This window comes from Brevibacillus sp. IT-7CA2 (genome assembly GCF_949767855.1).
GTDB lineage: Bacteria > Bacillota > Bacilli > Brevibacillales > Brevibacillaceae > Brevibacillus.
The window spans coordinates 1-20,980 of record NZ_CATKQT010000017.1; the positions used below are offsets into that span (position 1 = coordinate 1).

Here is a 20,980-nt window from a genome sequence, read left to right on the forward strand (position 1 = left end):
TCGGTCGAGGACTTATCCACACACTTAGCAATCATGCGTATTCAGTTTTGAAGGAATAAGACGAAAAGCTGTATTCCCGATTACTTGTAAAAAGTAATGGAGAATGCAGCTTTTTTTGTGTAATAGGTGTAACCGTGCATTTGTTCTGCACGGTTTTTTTGTTTTCTTTTTTTGTCCCGCTATTCTCCCCTACGCTAGAAATAATGGAGAGGAGGGAAAAAATGTCTATACATCCGCTACGATTATTGGCTATATTGCTTTTCGCTACATGTATAGGTGTAGCGACCTACATCATTTTGAAGCCGCATCAAGTGACCTATATACAATTGCGATCAACAGTGGAAAAAGAAAGTGGCCAATTACTTGAAGCGAGGGATATGGAGCCATTGACACTGAGACTGGGAGGGATCTTTCAACAACCCATTGCCCCAATTCCAGGCTTGATTCCATGGGAAGAAGGACAGAGCCTTGTCGGTTTAGCATTCACCCGTCAAGTGAAGGGAGGCCGACCATTATTGCAAAGTGATTTGGAACAAAAAAGCAAGGCGCAAGGCAGCGGAGGGATATCAGAAAAAATGACAGGTATGAGCATTCCCGTAGACAATGTAGCAGGAGTTTCACCACATGTATCAAGTGGAGAAAGTGTACACGTCTATGCTTCCTTTGAAGATGAGACAGGAGCACATTCTGGACTCCTATTGCAAAACATGCCGATCATTGGCGTTCAACGCGAAATGGAAGGTGATCATCCCAATTTGGTAGCTGTTACTCTCTCCCTGACACGTGATGAGGCTGTCTTGCTAACACACGCACTTCATTATGGAAAAATCAGATTGGGCTTGGCGGCAGTGAAGGATGGGGGAAATCCGGGAGTAGGAGACGCAAAATTCGCTGCAGAGTTAATGAAGACGAAAACACGCTGGGGTATTCAAAAGGAGGAGCATGAATGAAGAGGCGTTTGCTCATAGTAGATGATGATCGAGATTCAGTTCGCTTGTTAACGGCTCAACTTATAAACAGTAGATGGATAGAAGTGTGCGGGGAAGCAATCGGGGTGGAAGAGGCGTGGGCAAAATTACAGGCAAACCAACCCCATTTGGTGTTGCTAGGTGGTATTAAGGGAACGGAAAGAGGGGTGTTGTGTCAGCAGTTTCGGCTAGCCTTTCCTCATCTTTCATTTATTGCTGCTTGCTCAAGCAATGAACTGGTGTGGGAACCGTTTTTCCGGAACTTAGGCTTATGGGTTATTGCCAAGCCCATTGAATCAGGGCAAATCGAAGCGTTGGCCATGATGATACAGCCTCCAGGCATGGTAGCAGAAGCTGCGCCACAACAACACCAGTATGTAATCCAGGAACAATCCAAGGGTTATCCGAGCCAACCGCCTTCATTCTCCGAGCCGATCACAGATAGACTAGTTCCTGAAATGACGCGTCCCAAACAGCTTATTACTGTTTACGGCCCAAAGGGTGGCGTAGGAAAAACATTTATTTCTCGTGAGCTAGCGATTTTCTTTTCCATGCAAAAAAACGAAGGTCTCCCATTGCGGGTAATCGCTGTAGACTTCAATCTTGATCTCGGTACATTTGCGACTACTTTGAATCTCCCTCGTACCCCTAATCTTTTTACGTGGGTAAAGGATCTTGATGCTCAGTTGCATTCGTTTATTCAGAGTCAAGGAAAAGACCCGTATTCCATTAGCAGTGAGGAATGGCAGGAATACGCACAAGCCTTGCCTTTATCTCCACAACAAATCGAGAAATATGTGGTTGCTCATCTTGATACGGGATTGCATGTACTTACCTCTCCCCGTGATATTCGGCAAAGCTTTGAAATTCGTGACTATCATTTATATCTGATTCTCGAAACTTTAAAACAAAGCAACTACGACGTCATTCTTATCGATACGGCTCCTGATACAACAGATGCAACGATTCAAGCTCTGTTTTTTGCAGAACATGTCGTGATGGTGGGAAATCCAGTGGTAGACTCTATTGAAAATATTCAACGATTGCTGAAACTGTTGCGAGAAGCAGAGTACCCTGAAGAACGCATTCAAATTTGCATGAATCGTTTGCAGCGGAAAGAAATGTTTACCTTAGATGAAATTCGTGCTTACTTCCAACTTCACCCTAGCAAAAAAATCTTCTCAATACCTGACGATGTGGAAGTAAAAAAATCGATTAACACCGGAACGCCAGTCATGCTCCAGACAGGGAGAATTCCGGCCAAGGAAGCCATTGAGACATTAGGAAAAGCACTGTTCCCCGTAGATGGGGAGCAAATGAAGGCTGCTGGAAAAGAGAAACAAAAAGAGAAAACATCTCTCTTTAAGTGGTTATGGGGATAAGGGAGGGTGTCATGTTCGATAAAAAACAGTTACTAGGCATTTCTAATCAGGTCCGCACAGCACAAGAATTACGATCTGCGGGGAGGGGAATGACAGGAGTTCCTTCGACGCTTCACGAAAAAATGCAAGCCCCTGATCACGAGCGGCCGAATGAAAAATGGGTCGGGACAGATAGAGAAACATCGATACGTACCCAGATTGTCGAGAAATACGGAAAACGATTATGGGAGGAAAAGCAGTCCCCACTCTTTTTAGATGAACTGACGACAGATATTCGAATGCTGCTGGAGTCGCAAACCACACTGACATCCATACAAATGGAAGCAGAAGTAAAGCGATTGCTGCATTCTTTGACCGGTTGGGGGCCATTAGATGCTTTATTAGAGGATAACGACATCACAGAGATTCTTTTTCACTGCTATAACTATCTCGTTATTGAAAGAAAAAGTACTGGTCGTCTTGAATCGCCGGACATTGCTGTTTTTCGCGATGAGGAGGAGCTGCTGCGCTTATTGGAACAAATTGCAGCGACAATGGGGCGTGAGTTTAATGAAACAAAAGCAGAGTTACATACACAGCTTCCAGACGGTTCCCGGGTTGCTGCTACGCATCGCTCTATTTCTCCCGATGGTCATATGCTCACGATCAGAAAACACCGTGAGCTATTCAGCGAGTTCGACTACTTGCGTTATGGTTCCATTTGCGAGCCGATGCTTCTCTTTTTAAACAGAGCCGTCCGTTTATCTCGTGCATCTGGCATTGTCAGTGGAGGAACAGGCTCAGGCAAGACACACATGCTCAATCTCATCTCTCAGTATGTTCCTGATCATTTAAGTATTATTACGATCGAGGACGTTTTGGAGATGAAGCTTCAGCATCCTTTTGTGCGCAGATTTTTAGCGAAACCTGCGAATTATGAGGGCAAGGGTGGGTTTTCGATCAAGGATTGTGTTCGTTTGTCCTTGAGAAAAAGGCCGGATGTCATTATGGTCGGTGAGACACGAGGTGGTGAAATCGTAGATATGCTTTGGGCGATGAATACGGATCACCCTGGTAGCTGGAGCACAGCGCATGCAAACTCACCGCGAGCTTTGGTCGATTCAACATTGCCCATTTTATTTGGAAAAGCAGATGAAGGGTATAGTGCTGAGGAGCGCAATTTAATGATCGGTTCAGCACTGGATCTGATTGTTCAAGTAAAACGTTTTGAAGAAGATGGCAGTCGCAAGGTGGTTGCGATAACGGAGGTAGTGGGGACGGGTCAATCGCATGAAGAATGGATAAAACGAGCTTGCAACATTAAACAGGTTCTCCCTGATCGGGTGTATTTGCAGGATATTTACGTGTACGAAGCAACTGGGGTGGAGAATGGGAGAGTAAAGGGTCACTTCAAATGGACAGGCTATCGCCCAGAGCGACTTATTAAACGATGGCTAGAGAAAGGGCTGTCACGAGAGGAGATTGAGCAAGTCTTTTTCACCACTCCAATACCTCTATAGGAGGAGAAGGTATGGATATTAGCTTACCTGTTGCGGTAGGGATGGGGATGGCCATCCTGTTATTGATCATGCCCAACAAATTTTATATGCGAGAACCGAAAGGGAAGCACGAAATCGTAGAAGTGCTCCAACAGGAAAGAAAACCGATTTGGAAGCAGTTTGAGGAGAGGTTGGCGAAATCGCGCTCAGGGTGGGGGGTAAACCAGTATGTGACCCTCTCTTTTTTATTGGGGATCGCGTCCTTTGGTGTGAGTAGTCAGATCTTGCAGTCTTGGTGGATGGCATTGCCTGCTTTACTGGCAGGGATTATGTTTACCGAACGGTTGGTGAGTGTATGGGGAGCTCGTCGAAAGGACGATTTCGAAGCAGGCAATGTAAAAGCGATTCGTCTCATGGCCAGTTCTTTACGCACTTCTCCATCGTATTTACATGCGTTTGAACAGGTAGCGGCAAGTCCATTTTTATCAGAAATCGTATTAGAGGAATACAGACGTATTGTAGAGCTATTGCGGGCACAAATCCCGTTAGAGCACGTAATGAATCGATTCTTTGAACGTACAGGATCAGCAGATGTCAAATATTTAGCGACCATTGTCCACATTCAACGTGAGATGGGCGGAGATATGGCCAAAACGCTCGATTTGGCTGCCTCTTCGATATTGCGGCGCCGACAGTCGCTCCGTAGACAAAAAGCAGCTATGGCTCAGATCGTTGCACAAGTGAATTTACTAAGTGTCATGCCGTTTGTTTTTGTCATTGCTTTGTATGTGAACAATCCCAATCATTTCGATCCACTAACGGCCACAATGGGGGGACGGTTTCTGATTTTAGGAAGCTTGGCTTCTATTTTGGTTGGGGGAGAAGCAATTCGTTATGTTGCGCATAAAAGCATAAGCAGGGGAGCATAGGAGAGGGTGCAATGTTCGTTCTCGTTATAAGTATAGTGATGAGTTTTGCTATATTTCTGTACGGTTTGCCGTCTTGTGTGAGTAAGGGAGAACCATTCTCCTCCACACTTTTGGGCAGGATTGATTCTGAGAAACAGGCAAAGCTTGAGCAATCGTTTCAGCAAGGACGAAAAAGGTGGACACTGATTCGAGGCTTGGAGAAAAACCAGGTACTGCTACAGCATTTCTACAAATGGACGGGTGTCGATAAGAAAAAAATAGAGGAAACATTGGCGCGTCTAGGGATCGATATAAGTCTGACAGAGATTGTCTTGTTCCGGCTCATCAGTATGTGTTTCATTGCTTCATCTCTAGCTTCATTGGCAATGAGCATGGTTAACGGTGAAAAAATCGGTACGTTGAATGGGCTTCCCTTAACGTTTAGCTTATTTTTGTACTTGTTGCCAAACATGCTGCTAGATTGGGCGGACAAGCGGGCAAAAGCTGAAATTCGTGAGCAGGTTCCTACTTTTTTCAGCATTGTGCAATCACTGGTGGAAGCAGGGATGCCATTGCAGCAGGCTGTTAAGCAGACAGCGAGACGATTTGATGCAAGACTTGGCAGAGAGCTTGCGAGCCTAGAAATGGGAGAAAAAAGGCATGGAAACTGGAGAAAGGCGCTTGAAGAGCTGGCTTTTCGGTGGGAGGTAGATTCGTTGACTACCATCGCGTTGGAGATGAACGAGGCGATGAAAAAAGGGGTTAGCATATCACAAATGTTGTCTGTCCAAGTAGAGGAGCAAGTGAGACAACAAGAAGACGAGGCTGCTACCCATATGAATCGGTTAAATATCAGGTTATTGCCTTTTGTCATTTTGTTAATGGGCCTACCGTTGTTGTTCTTGGTGATGGGTCCTGCATTCATCGGCATCGGAGAAAGCTTGTAGAAAAATAAGCGCGTGTAAATATTTTTGCGAGAGGCACTGTCTTTTGGCAGAGTGAAAATAGAACCAAAATCTCAATGAGGAGTGAATGGAATGGGAGCCATCGCAGATTACGTCAAGCGTTTTTGGTATGAGGAGGACGGTGTTACGATCGTGGAAATGGTCATTATCATTGCCGTCATCTTGATTGTGCTTATTCCGACACTGACACAGCTAGGCACTGCCGAAGACGAGAAGCTGAAGGAACTGCAAGAAAAAATAAGCAAATGACAAACGTAGTCTTGCTAGGCGTGTTAGGAATGGCAGCATGGATGGATTGGAGACAAAGAAAAATACCGAATACTCTTGTTTTTCCATCGATTGCTGTCGGCTTATGGTATCAGTGGGAAGGTGAATTATTAGCTGGAGCATTGTTAGGTGTGACAGGAGCCTTTTTGTTGACAGTTGGTCCCGTATTCTTAAAAGGGATGGGGATGGGGGATCAAAAGTTGCTAATGGCTGTTGGTGCTTGGACGAGCTGGAGTGTGGTGTATTCTTTGTTTTTGCATTCCATCATTTTGTGCCTGATTGTTATGGTGTTCTATCCGCAAAATTGGGCTCGTTTACGCAACAATCTTCAAATCATGGCAGCCGGATGGTCGGCTCATCGACAAGTATGGTTTCCAGGCAGGGAAAGAACAGCCTGTTCATTCCCCTACGCGGTATATTTGCTGGGTGCTTTTGTGTTCCAATCCGTACAAGATGTCATCGGAGCAAGCGGATGATCACACGCATGGGACGAGTGATACGTACGAGGGTGAAAGATGAGCGAGGCAGCCAAATGATTGAGTTTATTTTGGTGTTTCCTTTAGTTTGGATCTTGATCGTATTCTCCTTTGACCAATTCAGCATGATGTACAACAAGCAAAAGGCATTGGCGGCTGCGTATGAGGCAGGAAGAATTGCTGCAGTGCAGCCCAATTTCGGTTTGGCCAAATTCCATGCGAAACAGCGAGGCACATCGGAATTAGCACAAGGTATCGGAGTCCTTCACAAAGATGTGCAGTTGGAGCTTGATGGTAACGGCTGGAGAAAAGGCAGTCATGTAAAAGCTGAAGCAACAGTATCATTTAGGCTTCTCGCTACGGGGGAATTATACGAGATAACCGAAAGCTATCACATGATGGTTGAAAATGCGGAGGAGAAGCAATGAATGATCTGTTGCACCATTTTTTGTTTCGAGTGAAGGAAGAGCGTGGGGCAACAATGATTACTGTGCTCTTCTTTCTCTTCTGCTTGGGCAGCCTGCTCTCTATCCTGTTATTTTTGGAGCAGACAGATTATCTAAAAATGAGGATGCAACATACAGCCGATCTGATTACCAAGGGAGCGCGTGCGGCTGGAAAATGGGAGTACGTGGATTCAAACGGTGATAAGCAAATCAGATTGTTTGCGACAACAGAAGAAGCTGAACGGCGTGATGCGGATATCATTCGCGGGGCACGAGAAGAAGCGGGGATTCTTTGGAGATTAAACAGGTCGAATCTGGAGGGGACAAGTGAAGAGGTCTCTATCATTCACCAAAAAGGTGAACGGCCTTATTTGTACTTGCAAGGAATCTATCATTTAGAAGTAAAGGTTGAAAAGAATATACCTGTATTTTGGGATGAGCTTTTTGTAAAAATGAACAGAGTCTCCCAGTCTGGAGTCTATGAATAAAGTCACAATTTTGAACAAAGGTACTGTTATTTTTGTCCTAATCCCGCATGGTAATTTAGTAGTATATTCCAGAAATGGGGATAGGAGTGAGATGACAGTGCCCTCAAAAATAGTCGATCGGTACAAACGAATTCTTAACGGAGAGCAAAAGCGTTTTTCCCCGTATGAGTTCGAAGAGGTGCAGTACCGTAAGCAAAAAGTCCAATTGGTTGTCAGATATGCGATTGAAAATGTAAAAAGATGGACGCCAGAGCAAGCGCGACGTGAATTGAGCTTGCAAGATGTAAAAGAATTGAAGCTGCATTTAGTAAGAGAATTTATTGAGCCGCCTATCGAGGCAAAGGCTGAGGATGTGTATTATTTCGTAGAATTTGCTTATCCGTATTTACCTCGGCTTTCAGAAGAGCAACGAGTGCTATGGGTTTACCAAGAAGTGCTTTCAGGCATAAGACGTCATTTTCCCCCGGCTTATTTTCAGAGCATAAAGGGTGAGGAACGGGCAAAAATATGCGTCGACTATATGTGTAAGCATCTACTAAAGCTGGCAGATTTGCGTCAACTGCCAAGTATCTTCAGCAAAACAGAGAGAGCGTATACTCTCCTGAAAACATATAAACTAAAAATTCTCGTCGATACACTCTACTTTTCACCATTTGATATGGTCACTGAAATGTATCCCGAACTTAGTGATCCCTCTTATTGGGAAGAGTTATAAAAATATTTGCACAACCCTGCTGTCTTTTTTTACGGTAGAGATAGTTTCATAGGCTTATAAGCAGATGAAACGGCCGTACTCTACAGGTGAGAGAAGGAGGCGTTGCGTATGGCAACAGTAGAGGCTCACCAGAAATGCTCTGCATCCGTGGAGCAGCTTCTAGGGCGACAAGTACGCTACCAGAAGCACAAACCCGGCAGATATCTTTCAGTGGAAAGAGTTCCGCAGGGAGCTTTCCAGATCGAATCCGTACATCGATTTGGAGACAGAGTAGTACTCAATGACGGACTGATTGTAATGGAGAATGCTCCAACCGTCATGGAGCGCGGGGGAAGGATCGCTCTTCTTTTCGCGACCGGAGAAGAACTTTACTTTGTAACGGAGTAGGTTCTCTTAATCGCCTTGCACGGGTGCGTGTGAGGCGACCCATAAAGCGAAATGCCTGGTTTATCAGGCTAAATAAGATTCAACGAGTCGAGAATGCTGTTGGAGAATATCTATCGCTCTATTAAAAGGAAAATGGGGGTATTTTGACGTGTTGGCAAAGAGTGCAATCGAATTAGTCAACCGCTGCTATGAGGAGACAAACAAGCTGACATTGTTGTCATTGGAAGAGTTTAAGGAATCCTTTATTGCTTTTGTTTTTGGAGATTACCAGGAAGAGTTTATGGTTCAGTATGATCTGGAAGAGTTTTATGAGCATCTGAATCAGCTTCAATTATCGAATTGCCGGAGAGATTTTGATCGAGCAGTTGAGGAATGGTACATCACAGAGTATGGAAGCGGGTATAAAGGCGTCAATTATCATGACATTTTGTTTACGCTAGTAAAGGAAGCAGTCGTTCAATACCAATCGCCAAATCGGATAGCACTCATCCGAGACGTAACCAAGCACCTAACTATGCCAAATGGATTCCTTGCCCGTTGGCAAAATGGGCAGATACGTGAGCGTCCCATCCCCACATATTTTAAATACTTGATGAAGCTCGGTGTACGTACACATGAAGATATTGAAACGTTGGTGGACATGTGGCTGGTAGAGTACCCAAACGCATTTAATAAAAAGCAGCAGGAGCTATTTGCTAATCCACCGAGAAGAGGAAGACCTAACAACGTCGAACTCGCTCTGTTAATCGAGCTAGCTATGAAAGTGAGACCAGAAATGACAGCTCAGGAACGAGAGCGACTGCGCAAAATATACTATTATCATCGCAAGTCCCTCACTGTTCGAGAGATGGTTGAGAAATTTGAGAAATACATTGCCAGTAAAAATAAATCAAATGATTCCCAGGTGGGATAATCATGTTTCACCAAATGAGCCGCTTTGTCTCCAGGTTCCGTGATTTGGAGCAGCAGGAGTTTTCACAGTCTATTGAGGAAGAGCGGCAATGGAGAGTGCTTAAAGAAAAGCTTGCTTCCCCACCAATAGTTGAGCAACAGGAGTCGTATCAGCGTAAATGTATTGCTGTTATGAGTTTGTACGCACAGGCTGGAGCTAGTTTTCTTGCAAGTAACCTAGCGTATGCATGGTCAGGTAAAGGCATTCCTGTCACCCTTTGCGAGTTACCAAAAGTGACTTCCTATTATTATTTTGCACTTGATTTTGAACGTAGAGTTCGACAACAAGTAAGAGATTCTCCTACACCATCGCTCCTCATGCAGAATAACCATCTTCGCATCCAGATAGAATCCCCAGCACAACTTCAGCACGAATCTTCTCAAACAGATACAGCCAATTGGTTACTACGGATTTGTAAGGATAGTCCCATTGTTGTCATTGATGTTTCTTCCTACTGGAATGATATCCACTCCAAACAAATTTTTGAGCATGCCGACGAAATATGGGTAGTATTTGATGCAGATTTGGCTAGACTTACCCGTTTGTTCCTGGTAGATCCAGCCCCTGCTTGGTGGAAGACAGAAAGAAGAAAAATAAAAATGATAGCAAACAAGTGGAATAGCCAATTGTCTCGAACAAGCATCATGAAAAAAGTAGAAGGAACGCTCTCCCTATGGGATCAGCAGCCTGGAGCTACACAGGTAACTGACATGATTCCGTTGATGGATGGAGAGAAAACAGCAATGGCCAGCGCCAAAGCCAATCTACTATTGGAGATTTTCCCGGAGGAAGAGATTGAGTTTCAGTCATTGATCTATGCTTATAAAGGAAGGATGTTATGAAGAAGCAAACATTGCTTGTCATTTGCTTAATTTCGTTTCTGCTAGCAGGGTCGTCCTTTTATGCGGCGACTCAATATATTGATGCGATGGCTGCAGAAAAGCTTTTTGCCCCAGTTGTAAAGGTAGCTGCAGGGAAAGAAATATCAGCCTTCGAGCCGATTACACAAGATGATGTGATACTTGTACAGGAAGAAGTGGATGAAATTCTTCCAGGTTCAGCGCGTGATTTGGATACCGTTTTGGGGAAAAGGAGCACGCAGACTATATACGAAGGCGAGCAATTATTAGTGGAAAAGCTGACAGATTCGCAGCTTTTACCGGAAAAAGGGGAGGCGCGCTACGAGTTCCCCCTACTATCCATTCATCCTTTAACGGAATTACGCAAAGGTGATCATGTGAAAATTTGGGTCAAATACAAGAATCTCTCGGAGCTGCAAGACTATCCTGCACCACTGCATTTTCGAAAAACCAATGATACGGCAGATTTGTTATTTGAAAGTCAGCTTGCAAGCGTGAGGGACAGTAATGGTATTGAGATCTATACATTAAAGCCGAGCTTGTTGCCATCTCCTGATCAGATGGATTCCATCTTTCATGGATCACGAGAAAAGCCGTTGCAGAATGGCGAAAAACGATATCGTGACTACCGGGTCCAGCCAACAGCACTACCTGCTTTTATCGGCTTTAATTTGACAGACGAGGAGTATGTGATAGTAAGCGAGGCAATGTCATATGGGATGCTTCAGGTAGGTCATATCATGGGTTCAAAGGAGCAAGCGTCATGAAAATTTTGGTTTGTTATCCGATGAAGTCACTCGCCAAGACGTATATGCCTGTTTACAGTGATGTGCTGCTAGCTGAGTCGGCGGAGGAGTTTTCACGGCTTGTGCAGCTTTATATGCCAGAAGCTACCGTGATCTTTTCCGAAATGTTCAACTCTCCCGTTTGGGAATGGCTTCCGGCCCTGAAAGCACAACTCCCACCAAACTCACCGTTAATTATTGTTCCTCTCTATCGGGATGAGAAGATGATTGAGAAGGTAGCGGAGGAGTCCGGGCTAGAGCACGTATACCTGTTATCGGCCCATTTATCACAAGAAGAAATACGCCATCAAATCAGTCTGATTCTAGGCTTTGTGCAAGAGTGTGCAGATATCGGATCGTCAAAAGAAAAAGGGCTCGTTTACGCTTTATTGAGCTACGGAGCTTCTGGAATTACTACCTTTTGTATTAATTATCCCGTCATCCTAGCGAGACAGCATCCTGAAAAGCGCATTGTCGTACTTGATATGAATGACGCCAAGCCGGATCTAACACGTTTCTTCAAGCTCCAACAACATCAATTATCTTTATTTCGTCCTGACTTTATCGATATACAAACAACTGCCAAGCGTAACTGGAGCAATGTCTGCAAACAGAGCGAGCACTTGCCAAATTTGTATTACGCACATGCTGCTAGCAAATGGAAAAGCTCAGAATTAAGCAATCTAATTCGTGTGTTTCGCATGCAATTTGACTATGTATACGTCGATTGGGGTTACTGCTTTCCTGAGTCTGAGACTCTACAGCGGTTGCTTCATACCGTTGACCGCAATCTTTTATTCGTGAGAGCTGATCCCTTTAGTATCGATAGTGCCAGAGAGTGGTTGCACAACTGGAGAGAAAGAGGAGTGAAATGCGAGGTTCTGCTCAGTCATTTAGATCCTGGGCAACCCTTTCGAATCGGGGAGGATGTTTCGGTCTACGGTGTAGTACCACGCATTTCGGAGAGCAGGCTCAATCAATCTCATCAGAGCTGCAGTGTATTAATAGAAGAGTTTTTCGCTCCCAAATCGTACATCAGCAGTTTGAAGGAAATTGCTAAGGCACAATATATGGATAAAAGTGCGGTGATTTGCTGATGAGAGGGATAGAACGAGAACAACCAGTTGGATCCGACATCCAAACAATCGAGGACATTAAACAAGCAGCAAGAGATTATTTAAATCATTTTGGCAAAACTCGAGAAGAGAAGCTAGAGATGCAACGAATTCTCGCTTTGGCAGAACAGGGAAATCGTGATAGTCACAACCATATTATTCTTCGCTTGCAGCATTATTTTGAGGAAGTCCTCCAACGACCAGTAACCGAACAAATTTTGCCGCATGTCAATGGTTACGAAGGTCTCACCTTTTCTACATACGGGTGGGGCATACTCGATGCCGTCCTCCATTTGTCTCCGTGGGTAGAGGAAGTGCGAATTTCTGCAAACCGCAACATTGCCTACTTGGAGCAAGGGGTCAAAAAATTTCTCTCTTACACACCAAGCTGGAAAGAGGTTGAAACTCTTCAACAAAAGTTGACCAATACAGCGGGTCTATCTTTTAACGAGAAAAAACCTAGATTGAGCGGATACTTACATTCACTAAAAGCGAGACTGACTATGTTCACTTTCCCTTATTCCAGAGTACCGACCATTCTGGTTAGACGATTTACAACGCCTACTTTTTCACTCGACCAACTTCGTACACAGCAACAGCCAGCTTTCGACGAAAGAATTCAATGGCTAATGGAACAGCAAGTGTACGGACGCAGCAATGTACTGGTTATTGGACCGATGGCTGCAGGGAAAACAACGCTGATGATGTGTATGATGAAGCTGAAGGACCCTCGGACAGAATATATCACAATCTTTGAAAGTGAACACGAAATGCGATTCGGTGATATTTGGCCAGGTGAAGTGATTGAACTCCAAAACGTGGAGGAAATCGGCATTGAATTAGGGCATTGCTTCAAAGACATGTACAGGTCAACCGCAAATACAATTTTGATTGGAGAAATTCGCGAGCCGATAGAAGCGTACCATTTTATAAATGCCGGAATCAGAGGGACGGACGCAACAATCGGAGCGATGCACGAACGATTTGCTCATAGAGCGCTACATGATTTGACCGATCTTGTGTATCAATACGGAGGGCGGAGTGTCGAGCTGACCCAGGAGCGGATTAGCAGGGCAGTCAATTTTGTCAATTCGCTTACATACCGCAACAGTGGTCACCGTTTTATTGATGCCATTCATACAACGGAGTGGAATTCATCTTTTAACCGAGTCGAATCTATTCCCCTCGTAGGTCGCAACATGCAGACGGGAGCTTATGAATGGACGGGAAATCAACTGAGCCCATATTTAGTTGAATACATGTGTTACGTCGGCAAAGCAGACATTGAAGTGTTGAAAGAGCTACGTCTTACCGATGTAGGCAGACAGCTATGATTTACACATTTCTTTTCCCGGTGTTTCTATGTCTCTTCTCTGGCTTTCTGTTTCTCGGCTTACACCTGTATAAGGGATGGAGAAGTCCACGCGTGTTCTTCCCGCGCACAGTTGAGGTATGGAGAGAGAAATTTTTAAGGCATTCTACCCGGCGCATGATGTATGAACGCTTTGAGCGTTGGTGTCAAATCGTGGGAGGTACACCAGAAGGGTACTTAATACTATCCATGATTGGCGGGATAGCGGGATTCATCTCAGGTATTTTGCTAGGAAATATGATTGTATCCTTGTCGCTTTTTCTCTTATTCCTCTTGCTGCCAACACTGATTCTATACGCACGCTATACCGTCCAAATGAATAAAAAAATCAGCTCATTCTGTCGTTTCGTAGAATTGTTTGCCCGTTACTATAACAGTCGCAAAAACATCGTCCTTACCTTTCGCGAAATGATAGAGGAATGCCCCAAAGAGTTATTGCCTGACCTCCTTCTGCTGAACAATAACCTTTCGGGTGGGGGAAACTCGGTTGCGGCAGTAGAACAATTTGCGCAGAGACTGGACCATCCGTGGGCTTTTGATTTTGCAACGTATATTTCCAGCGGTTTGGAAGGAGAAACAGAAGATATTCAATCACCTCTAAATCGGTTAACGAATGAGATGTTTGTACAACAAGATGAAAAGCATGAGCGTGATAGTGAAATATACTCCATTTGGATCAGTTTGCTTATCGTTATTGCCATTTGTATTTGTTTGATCCCCTACAATCAAGGATTGCTTCAAGATTCCTATCGTCTCTATTTCTACACGCCAGATGGACAAGCCATATTAGCGATTGCGACGACTGTGTGGACCTTTTCGATCCTGTTGGCGTTTATTTGGGGAAGGAGATATCGCTAATGCCAATGCTAATCATGTATACCTACCTTGGATTAGGCGCTCTATTTGTTTTTAGTGCAACGTTTATGATCGGGAAGTATTTGTTTCACAAGCAAAAGCCGAAGCTGTTTGTTTCCGGGGTGTGGTGGGGAAAGTGGGAGCAGGCACTCAAGCCTGACGAAGACGACAAATGGGAACAGTTACTATCACGAGCAGGAAGGCCTTTTGGATGGGGAAAACCAGAGTGGGTGTTTCTGCAATTGTTGACTGGAAGTGCCGTTTGCATCCTGATTCTTATGTGGGTCGTCTTAAGCCGAATGGAATCATTTCCACTTCTGTCGATGTGCCTGGCATCTGCCGGGAGTTACATGCTTCCGTACATGGGCTTGAAGATGTGGGCAAATCACAGGGAAGATATGCTGAGCACAGATATCGCCAGATTTATCAATCGCTATGTGACCCTTCTAGAAAATCAGGTGCCCATTTACAATGCCATGGTCAAGGCAGCAAGACCTACTAGAAAGCTAAAAGAGTATATCCCTACTTTATCTGATTGGAACAGAGACCCTAATGAGGCACTTGAGAGCTTTAAACGAAAAATTGGCGTCGACGACGGAATTATCCTCGTATCGAGCATGCGTACAATTGAGACGCTGAGCGAAGGACAAGTAAGTGCAACTATGCAACGAATGGAGTGGGCTGTCGACCACCGAAGAATGTTCCGTCATCGAAAAAAGATAAAATCTTTGGGGATTGGCTACACGGTCATTGTCTACCCGGCATTTTACATGGGGTTATTGGTAGCTATGTTTCCTTGGTATAAGCTGCTTACAGAAATTCTGGATAAATATTTGACCTGAGGAGGAGCAACTCATGACCAAGCTATTATCTATCATCATGTGCATCGTTTTCTCTTTAGGAATAATCGTTTCTAGTTTGTCCGAAATAAACACATCGGTAGTAAGAGAGGACGGGCTGAGAGATCGAGCAGTTGGATGGATCGACAAAGCCATACCTTAAATCATGTATGAGAAAAGGAGAAATTCGAGATGTCGAAAATGTTTTTTATATTTTTAGCATGCGTCATGGTGTTAGGGATTGGTGTCAGCAGCTATGGCAATGAGTTAAGCCCTGCGGCAAACGATTCGGCCGAGAGCATTAACCAATCCATCACATCGCTGAACTACGATACCCGAAATGAAAACATCAACTTCAGGATGCAAAACGGCACATCCTATACGTCGTCAAACTGATGCTGCACATCCACGTTCTTCTCATCATTTCGATTATGGTAGGGAGCTTGTGCGCGGTGCTTTGGAATCTCCAGCCAGAGGAGCAGCTTAAACAGACACAACAGGAAAGGGTGTATCGGGCAGCGACGGTCATCTTCCATTAAAGAGGAGCTGGCGTTTCTAAAACGATGGTAAAAGCAAAAGTCTTTCTTATTTGTTTACTGGTCCTTCTATTGATTACTTCTGCATTGGGAGCTTACCACTTGTACGCAATGGAAAGGGCGATTGCCCGTGGAATCTATGCTGACTTATTGGATGATATGCAGGACATCGGGTATTTGGAGCCTACGTTAGCAGATTACTATCTCCTTAAAATGAAAGAACTAGGTTGGGAAGTGACAGGGGATGTGTTTGCTGGGAGCTGGCCTCGAACCGAGAGCGAGCGAGCTCGCAAAGAGCGGCAGGAGGCGATTACCTTGTCGGTTACCATCCAACCTTCAAAAGTGACCCAATGGCTGCACAAATTTGTGGAGGGGGATACATCCTTTTCCTTTACGGGAAGCCGGCCGTCCGAATACTTTGATCCAGGGTGGTAGTGCATGAATAAAATGATTAGCATTTTGGCTGTAATGGCTATTGTTTTGCCTTTGACGGTAGGTTTGCTTCTCACCGGTCCGCAAAATCTCCTTTCGGCATGTACGCAGTTTTTCGGTGATTTGCTCGCTGAAGTAACGCGTTTTGGTACAGGATAATGGGTCAATTAATCGCTGTGATTCTGAACATTATGGTTATGCTACTCGTTCCATTAGGACTTTTACAGGTACATACGGTCGTTCAGGCCAGAAACGAATTATTGGAAGTGAGCGCGGCCGCTACGAAATACGTCAGCAACCACGGGGGAACGAGTGAAGCCAACTTACAAAAAGAGGTTCGGGCATTGATTGCTCGGGAGCTGAGAGAGAAAAAGTTCTCCATTCCAGATAAGGAGCTGTCTGTCAGTGTCACTCGCACTCGTTCACTTGATCCCGTCCTATGGAGCCACGAAGATGAGTTTGTTGTGGAGCTGGCAATTCCATACCCCCGCTTTACCTCATGGATTCCAATGCCAGCTGATTCCTTGCAAGTCCAAAGAATAGGCACAGTTAACATCATGGACTACGATCTGTAAAAGCTCCCGTTAGGAGGCTATCGTTACGGGTATAAACATCTTATCCATTTCTACGATGCTGTTCTTTTTGCTGGTAGGTATGTTTATTGTAGATGCAGACATCGCCATGCAGAAAAAAACAGAAGTGAAGATACTCTTGGAGTTGTCTAATCATCACGCCACCTTTGCTGTTGATCCTGTATTGAAAACAGAGGGTGTGATTGATCTGCTTGAAGACGAGGCTCTTGAACGTTTTGATGACAGAATGTACGAGAATGGTGGCTACCGTCGTGAGCTAGCCATGTTCGTCCCTCAAGCAGACAGTGTGACCACTGATCCCATTCCTTTCTCGCGCTATTATGTGGATTTCCGCTCGTGGCGTAATGACCTCCAATTACGCTTACAGTACAATGGGACAACTCTCGTGACAGAGCGAGCAACGAAAGGGCCGGCTCGTCCGGGAGGCGGAATGCTGAAGATTACCGTCGTAACCGAGCGTGGCGAGGAACTACAGCTCGCACCGAAAACAATGGTCGGTCCATCCCATGTCGTAGTTGCCTACATCGATGAGCGACCGTTTCTGCCGATGCTGCCGTCGCATTCGTTTCCAGTCGTATCTGTTGAAGAACTGAAAGATTAGTCAGACTTATTTACAAATTGCAAATTCTTCTGGTACTATGTAGGAAAGTGCTTACCCAGCTAGCGATTGTGAGGAAGTCGCTCTCCGAACATCCCGTTTGCCGGTCCGTTAAGCATAGTAAAAGTGGGGTTATTGATTTGTTTGATAAAGATACCATTTATATCGTAGGCGATGCACAGTCCTCTTCGAACAATCCGATTACACAGCAGTTCAGCGCTTTTTTTATCGGATTGGTTGTCGATACTTCCAACGACAAGATCGTAGATGCGGCCTGTTCCTCCACGGTCCAACTGACGTCTGACTTTGCTCGGTCGATCTTTATCGGTCATTCAATTATGGCGTCGGAGGAAATTGGCGAAGAGATTCGCTTTCGGTATTTTGGATCTTCCCAAAAAACATTGATCGCAGCGTTCAAGGACGCGCAAAAGAAGTACAAACAAGCAGTTTCCACGAGAAATAAAGCCATAGTCACCAAATGAATACACCCGCTGCTTTATTTATTCGTATGCACGGCATACACGTAAGTAAAACCCAGCAAATGCCATGATCGCGTGCATTTGCTGGGTTTTTTGCTTATTACGAGAGTTCCGTCCCTGCCACCAACATGGTTCTACGGATTTTTGATGAAAAGGAGGAGAGTCCTTGCTATCTTTTGTCTTCCGCAGATTTATCTCCATGATCGTGACTTTATGGCTCATCATTACCCTCACCTTTTTCCTAATGCATGCCGTTCCAGGATCTCCTTTTGAAAAAGAAGGAAAGGCATTAAACGAAGCGGTTGCTGCGAACCTCAATGCCTACTACAACCTGGATAAGCCACTACTCGTCCAATACGGGCTGTACTTGCAAAAGCTGGTGCAGTTTGACCTTGGGCCATCGATTGCCAACAGCTCGGATACGGTCAACAAAATGATCGCCCGTGGATTCCCCGTTTCTTTTCAACTCGGTCTGATTTCTGTCGTCTTTGCGATTATCACTGGTATCGCGCTTGGTGTGATCGCCGCGCTACGACATAACCGTCTCATTGATTACCTTGCCATGATTATTGCTGTTATCGGGATATCTGTTCCCAGCTTTGTGGTCGCTTCCTTATTAATCAAATATTTGGCGGTCGAGTGGAAGCTGTTGCCGACTGCAACGTGGGGGTCTTGGCAGCATGTGATTATGCCAGCGCTTGCATTGGCATTTGGTCCGATTGCGATTATCGCTCGTTTGACGCGTACAAACATGCTGGAAGTGTTGACCCAGGAATATATTGAAACCGCTCGCGCAAAAGGGCTGTCTCCGGCGACGATCGTGTTGAAGCACGCACTGCGTAATGCGATTTTGCCAGTCGTCACGCTTTTAGGCGCACTGATTGCCAACGTATTAACGGGAAGCTTTGTGATTGAAAAAATATTTGCGATTCCTGGGATGGGGAAATACTTCGTCGCTGGCATTAATAACCGTGACTATTCCGTCATTATGGGAACGACAGTCTTCTATAGCGCACTTTTGATTTTCCTGATGTTTGTCGTCGATGTACTGTACGGCATCATTGATCCACGAATTAAGCTGCATCGAAAGGAGAGCGAAGGATGATCGTTTCTGATGATTTATTTATCCCCATGCGAAAAGACAACCTCAATGCGGAAGCGATTGTGCGACCTCAACTAACGTTTTGGCAAGAAGCTTGGCTTCGCCTCCGAGGAAACAAGCTGGCCCTGATGGGGTTGGTGGTTATTATCTTGCTTGGGGTTATGGCTACGATTGGACCGATGATCTCTGGTCATGAATACGCCAAACAGTCGATTATTATGAAAAACAAACCGCCATCGGAAGCGAACTGGTTTGGTACCGATGATTTTGGCCGCGATGTGTTCACGCGTGTTTGGTATGGTGCACGTATCTCCCTGTTTGTCGGTTTGACGGCAGCCCTTATCGATTTTTTCATTGGTGTCTTGTATGGAGGAATTGCCGGATATTTGGGCGGGCGAATCGACAATATCATGATGCGCTTCGTGGACATTTTGTACGGACTTCCTTATTTGTTGGTTGTGATTTTGCTGATGGTCGTCATGGGGCCCGGACTTTTAACCATTATTATCGCGTTAAGTGCGACCGGTTGGATCGGGATGGCCCGGACTGTGCGCGGTCAGGTCCTGCAAATGAAAAACTCGGAGTACGTTCTGGCAGCAAAAACAATGGGGGCAAAGCCTTTCTATATCATTCGCAAGCACCTGCTGCCCAACACAATTGGTATCATCATTGTCTATGTCACGTTATCTGTTCCATCTGCGATTTTTGCAGAGGCATTTCTGAGCTTCCTCGGTCTCGGTATTCAGGCGCCAATGGCTAGCTGGGGAGTGATGGCTAACGATGGACTCCCCACCATTTTGTCCGGTCATTGGTGGCGGCTCTTTTTCCCTGCTTTCCTCATCTCGCTGACGATGCTCGCGTTCAACGTGCTCGGTGATGGCTTGCGCGATGCGTTCGATCCGAAGTCAAGGAGGTAGGCAACATGGATAAAACGGAAAAGCTGCTGGAAGTCAGTGGGCTTCGGGTCACATTCAAGACGCATGGCGGTGAAGTGAACGCTGTTCGGGACGTGAACTTTACCTTGAACAAAGGGGAGACACTGGCGATTGTTGGTGAATCCGGATGCGGGAAGAGCGTGACTGCAAGGAGCATCATGCGTCTGATCCCGGAGCATATCGGAAAAATCGCGGGTGGAAGCATTCATTTTAAAGGGCAGGACCTGGCAAAGCTGCCAGAAAAGAAAATGCGCGAGCTGCGTGGGAAAGAAATCTCCATGATCTTTCAAGATGCGATGACGTCGCTCAACCCGACAATTACGATTGGTGAGCAGATTATGGAAGGAATCGTTCGCCATCAAAAGGTCACCAGAAGCGAAGCCAAGCGGCAAGCGATTGAAATTCTCACTTTGGTCGGGATCGCCAATCCAGAAAGTCGTCTCAAGCAGTACCTCCATCAGTTCAGTGGCGGGATGCGCCAACGGATCATGATTGCGATTGCGCTTGTCTGTAAGCCATCCATTTTGATTGCGGATGAGCCAACGACAGCATTGGATGTGACGATTCAGGCGCAAATCATCGAGCTGTTCAAAAGCATTCAACAAAAGACGGGAGTCTCGATCATTATTATCACACATGATTTGGGAGTCGTTGCCAAGATTGCGGATCGGGTCAATGTCATGTATGCCGGAAAGGTGGTAGAGTCCGGACCTGTTCGCGACATTTTTTACAATCCGCAGCATCCCTACACCAAAGGCTTGCTGGCATCGATGCCACGTTTGGATGCGGATCGCTCTATTCCGCTCAGCCCCATACCTGGAACACCCCCGGATTTGTTCAGCCCGCCAATTGGCTGTGCATTCGCTGCGCGCTGTGACTACGCGTTGGAAGTATGTCGGAATTACCAGCCTACGGAGACCCATGTCCATAGCAAACACGCAGTTTCCTGTTGGTTGCAGGACCCGCGGGCGAAGAAGTTGCTGGCGTCGATGCAGCCGCCAACAGGGACCTGATTCATAGCTGTCGAGGGCAGTGGTCAAGCCCGGC

At 45.5% G+C, this 20,980-nt stretch carries 29 protein-coding genes; all 29 read left to right on the plus strand.

Annotated elements, in window-relative coordinates; all coding sequences use genetic code 11:
• Window positions 1-221 precede the first annotated feature (221 nt).
• The 29 genes from ACM6JA_RS12115 (at window position 222) to ACM6JA_RS12255 (ending at window position 20,946) form a co-directional block, all read left to right on the plus strand.
• A complete protein-coding gene (locus tag ACM6JA_RS12115) occupies window positions 222-950 on the plus strand; it encodes a Flp pilus assembly protein CpaB (protein ID WP_414852495.1) in 729 nt (242 codons plus the stop codon).
• Window positions 947-2,350, plus strand: coding sequence for an AAA family ATPase (locus ACM6JA_RS12120; RefSeq protein WP_414852496.1), 1,404 nt, complete (start codon window positions 947-949; stop codon window positions 2,348-2,350). Before ACM6JA_RS12115 ends, ACM6JA_RS12120 begins: the two co-directional genes overlap by 4 nt.
• An 11-nt stretch (window positions 2,351-2,361) precedes the next feature.
• Complete coding sequence (locus tag ACM6JA_RS12125) at window positions 2,362-3,849, plus strand: CpaF family protein (protein WP_414852497.1); 1,488 nt, start codon at window positions 2,362-2,364, stop codon at window positions 3,847-3,849.
• Window positions 3,850-3,860: 11 nt separating this feature from the next.
• Entirely contained in the window at window positions 3,861-4,757 is an 897-nt protein-coding gene (locus tag ACM6JA_RS12130) for a type II secretion system F family protein (RefSeq protein ID WP_414852498.1), read from the plus strand.
• Between the two features lie 11 nt (window positions 4,758-4,768).
• A complete protein-coding gene (locus ACM6JA_RS12135; RefSeq protein WP_414852499.1) occupies window positions 4,769-5,683 on the plus strand; it encodes a type II secretion system F family protein in 915 nt (304 codons plus the stop codon).
• A 90-nt stretch (window positions 5,684-5,773) separates the two neighbouring features.
• A complete protein-coding gene (locus tag ACM6JA_RS12140) occupies window positions 5,774-5,950 on the plus strand; it encodes a hypothetical protein (RefSeq protein ID WP_017246982.1) in 177 nt (58 codons plus the stop codon).
• On the plus strand, window positions 5,947-6,444 hold the full coding sequence (locus tag ACM6JA_RS12145; protein ID WP_414852500.1) for an A24 family peptidase: 498 nt from the start codon (window positions 5,947-5,949) through the stop codon (window positions 6,442-6,444). Before ACM6JA_RS12140 ends, ACM6JA_RS12145 begins: the two co-directional genes overlap by 4 nt.
• Complete coding sequence (locus tag ACM6JA_RS12150) at window positions 6,441-6,872, plus strand: TadE/TadG family type IV pilus assembly protein (protein WP_414852501.1); 432 nt, start codon at window positions 6,441-6,443, stop codon at window positions 6,870-6,872. The genes ACM6JA_RS12145 and ACM6JA_RS12150 overlap by 4 nt, the downstream gene beginning before the upstream one ends.
• On the plus strand, window positions 6,869-7,378 hold the full coding sequence (locus ACM6JA_RS12155; RefSeq protein WP_414852502.1) for a hypothetical protein: 510 nt from the start codon (window positions 6,869-6,871) through the stop codon (window positions 7,376-7,378). The genes ACM6JA_RS12150 and ACM6JA_RS12155 overlap by 4 nt, the downstream gene beginning before the upstream one ends.
• Before the next feature lie 97 nt (window positions 7,379-7,475).
• Window positions 7,476-8,093: a hypothetical protein gene (locus ACM6JA_RS12160; protein WP_007725155.1), complete on the plus strand. Its 618-nt coding sequence runs from the start codon at window positions 7,476-7,478 to the stop codon at window positions 8,091-8,093.
• A 108-nt stretch (window positions 8,094-8,201) separates the two neighbouring features.
• Complete coding sequence (locus ACM6JA_RS12165) at window positions 8,202-8,480, plus strand: hypothetical protein (protein WP_017246987.1); 279 nt, start codon at window positions 8,202-8,204, stop codon at window positions 8,478-8,480.
• Window positions 8,481-8,628: 148 nt separating this feature from the next.
• A complete protein-coding gene (locus ACM6JA_RS12170) occupies window positions 8,629-9,393 on the plus strand; it encodes a hypothetical protein (protein WP_007725159.1) in 765 nt (254 codons plus the stop codon).
• 2 nt (window positions 9,394-9,395) lie between these two features.
• On the plus strand, window positions 9,396-10,274 hold the full coding sequence (locus ACM6JA_RS12175; protein ID WP_414852503.1) for a hypothetical protein: 879 nt from the start codon (window positions 9,396-9,398) through the stop codon (window positions 10,272-10,274).
• Entirely contained in the window at window positions 10,271-11,059 is a 789-nt protein-coding gene (locus tag ACM6JA_RS12180; protein WP_007725165.1) for an SAF domain-containing protein, read from the plus strand. The genes ACM6JA_RS12175 and ACM6JA_RS12180 overlap by 4 nt, the downstream gene beginning before the upstream one ends.
• Complete coding sequence (locus ACM6JA_RS12185) at window positions 11,056-12,174, plus strand: hypothetical protein (RefSeq protein ID WP_414852504.1); 1,119 nt, start codon at window positions 11,056-11,058, stop codon at window positions 12,172-12,174. Before ACM6JA_RS12180 ends, ACM6JA_RS12185 begins: the two co-directional genes overlap by 4 nt.
• The gene (locus ACM6JA_RS12190; RefSeq protein WP_414852505.1) at window positions 12,174-13,526 is read left to right on the plus strand and encodes an ATPase, T2SS/T4P/T4SS family; all 1,353 of its coding nucleotides are present in this window, start codon (window positions 12,174-12,176) and stop codon (window positions 13,524-13,526) included. Before ACM6JA_RS12185 ends, ACM6JA_RS12190 begins: the two co-directional genes overlap by 1 nt.
• Entirely contained in the window at window positions 13,523-14,422 is a 900-nt protein-coding gene (locus ACM6JA_RS12195) for a hypothetical protein (RefSeq protein WP_414852506.1), read from the plus strand. Before ACM6JA_RS12190 ends, ACM6JA_RS12195 begins: the two co-directional genes overlap by 4 nt.
• A complete protein-coding gene (locus tag ACM6JA_RS12200; protein WP_414852507.1) occupies window positions 14,422-15,261 on the plus strand; it encodes a hypothetical protein in 840 nt (279 codons plus the stop codon). The genes ACM6JA_RS12195 and ACM6JA_RS12200 overlap by 1 nt, the downstream gene beginning before the upstream one ends.
• Window positions 15,262-15,274: 13 nt before the next feature.
• A complete protein-coding gene (locus ACM6JA_RS12205) occupies window positions 15,275-15,421 on the plus strand; it encodes a hypothetical protein (RefSeq protein ID WP_007725181.1) in 147 nt (48 codons plus the stop codon).
• A gap of 29 nt (window positions 15,422-15,450) precedes the next feature.
• On the plus strand, window positions 15,451-15,654 hold the full coding sequence (locus ACM6JA_RS12210; protein ID WP_007725184.1) for a hypothetical protein: 204 nt from the start codon (window positions 15,451-15,453) through the stop codon (window positions 15,652-15,654).
• A complete protein-coding gene (locus tag ACM6JA_RS12215) occupies window positions 15,654-15,797 on the plus strand; it encodes a hypothetical protein (RefSeq protein WP_414852508.1) in 144 nt (47 codons plus the stop codon). Before ACM6JA_RS12210 ends, ACM6JA_RS12215 begins: the two co-directional genes overlap by 1 nt.
• 24 nt (window positions 15,798-15,821) lie before the next feature.
• The gene (locus ACM6JA_RS12220) at window positions 15,822-16,229 is read left to right on the plus strand and encodes a hypothetical protein (RefSeq protein ID WP_173621230.1); all 408 of its coding nucleotides are present in this window, start codon (window positions 15,822-15,824) and stop codon (window positions 16,227-16,229) included.
• Window positions 16,230-16,232: 3 nt separating this feature from the next.
• Entirely contained in the window at window positions 16,233-16,385 is a 153-nt protein-coding gene (locus ACM6JA_RS12225) for a hypothetical protein (protein ID WP_007725191.1), read from the plus strand.
• Window positions 16,385-16,801, plus strand: a complete 417-nt coding sequence (locus tag ACM6JA_RS12230; RefSeq protein WP_414852509.1) for a hypothetical protein — start codon at window positions 16,385-16,387, stop codon at window positions 16,799-16,801. The genes ACM6JA_RS12225 and ACM6JA_RS12230 overlap by 1 nt, the downstream gene beginning before the upstream one ends.
• A gap of 55 nt (window positions 16,802-16,856) precedes the next feature.
• Window positions 16,857-17,420, plus strand: coding sequence for a hypothetical protein (locus tag ACM6JA_RS12235; RefSeq protein ID WP_414852510.1), 564 nt, complete (start codon window positions 16,857-16,859; stop codon window positions 17,418-17,420).
• Window positions 17,421-17,557: 137 nt separating this feature from the next.
• Window positions 17,558-17,899, plus strand: coding sequence for a DUF3870 domain-containing protein (locus ACM6JA_RS12240; RefSeq protein WP_414852511.1), 342 nt, complete (start codon window positions 17,558-17,560; stop codon window positions 17,897-17,899).
• Between the two features lie 163 nt (window positions 17,900-18,062).
• Window positions 18,063-19,001 carry an ABC transporter permease gene (locus ACM6JA_RS12245; protein WP_007725204.1) on the plus strand — a complete coding sequence of 313 codons (939 nt, stop codon included), beginning with the start codon at window positions 18,063-18,065 and terminating at the stop codon, window positions 18,999-19,001.
• 26 nt (window positions 19,002-19,027) lie between these two features.
• Entirely contained in the window at window positions 19,028-19,915 is an 888-nt protein-coding gene (locus ACM6JA_RS12250; RefSeq protein WP_369751232.1) for an ABC transporter permease, read from the plus strand.
• 5 nt (window positions 19,916-19,920) lie between these two features.
• A complete protein-coding gene (locus tag ACM6JA_RS12255) occupies window positions 19,921-20,946 on the plus strand; it encodes an ABC transporter ATP-binding protein (protein ID WP_414852512.1) in 1,026 nt (341 codons plus the stop codon).
• The last annotated feature ends 34 nt before the right edge of the window (window positions 20,947-20,980 follow it).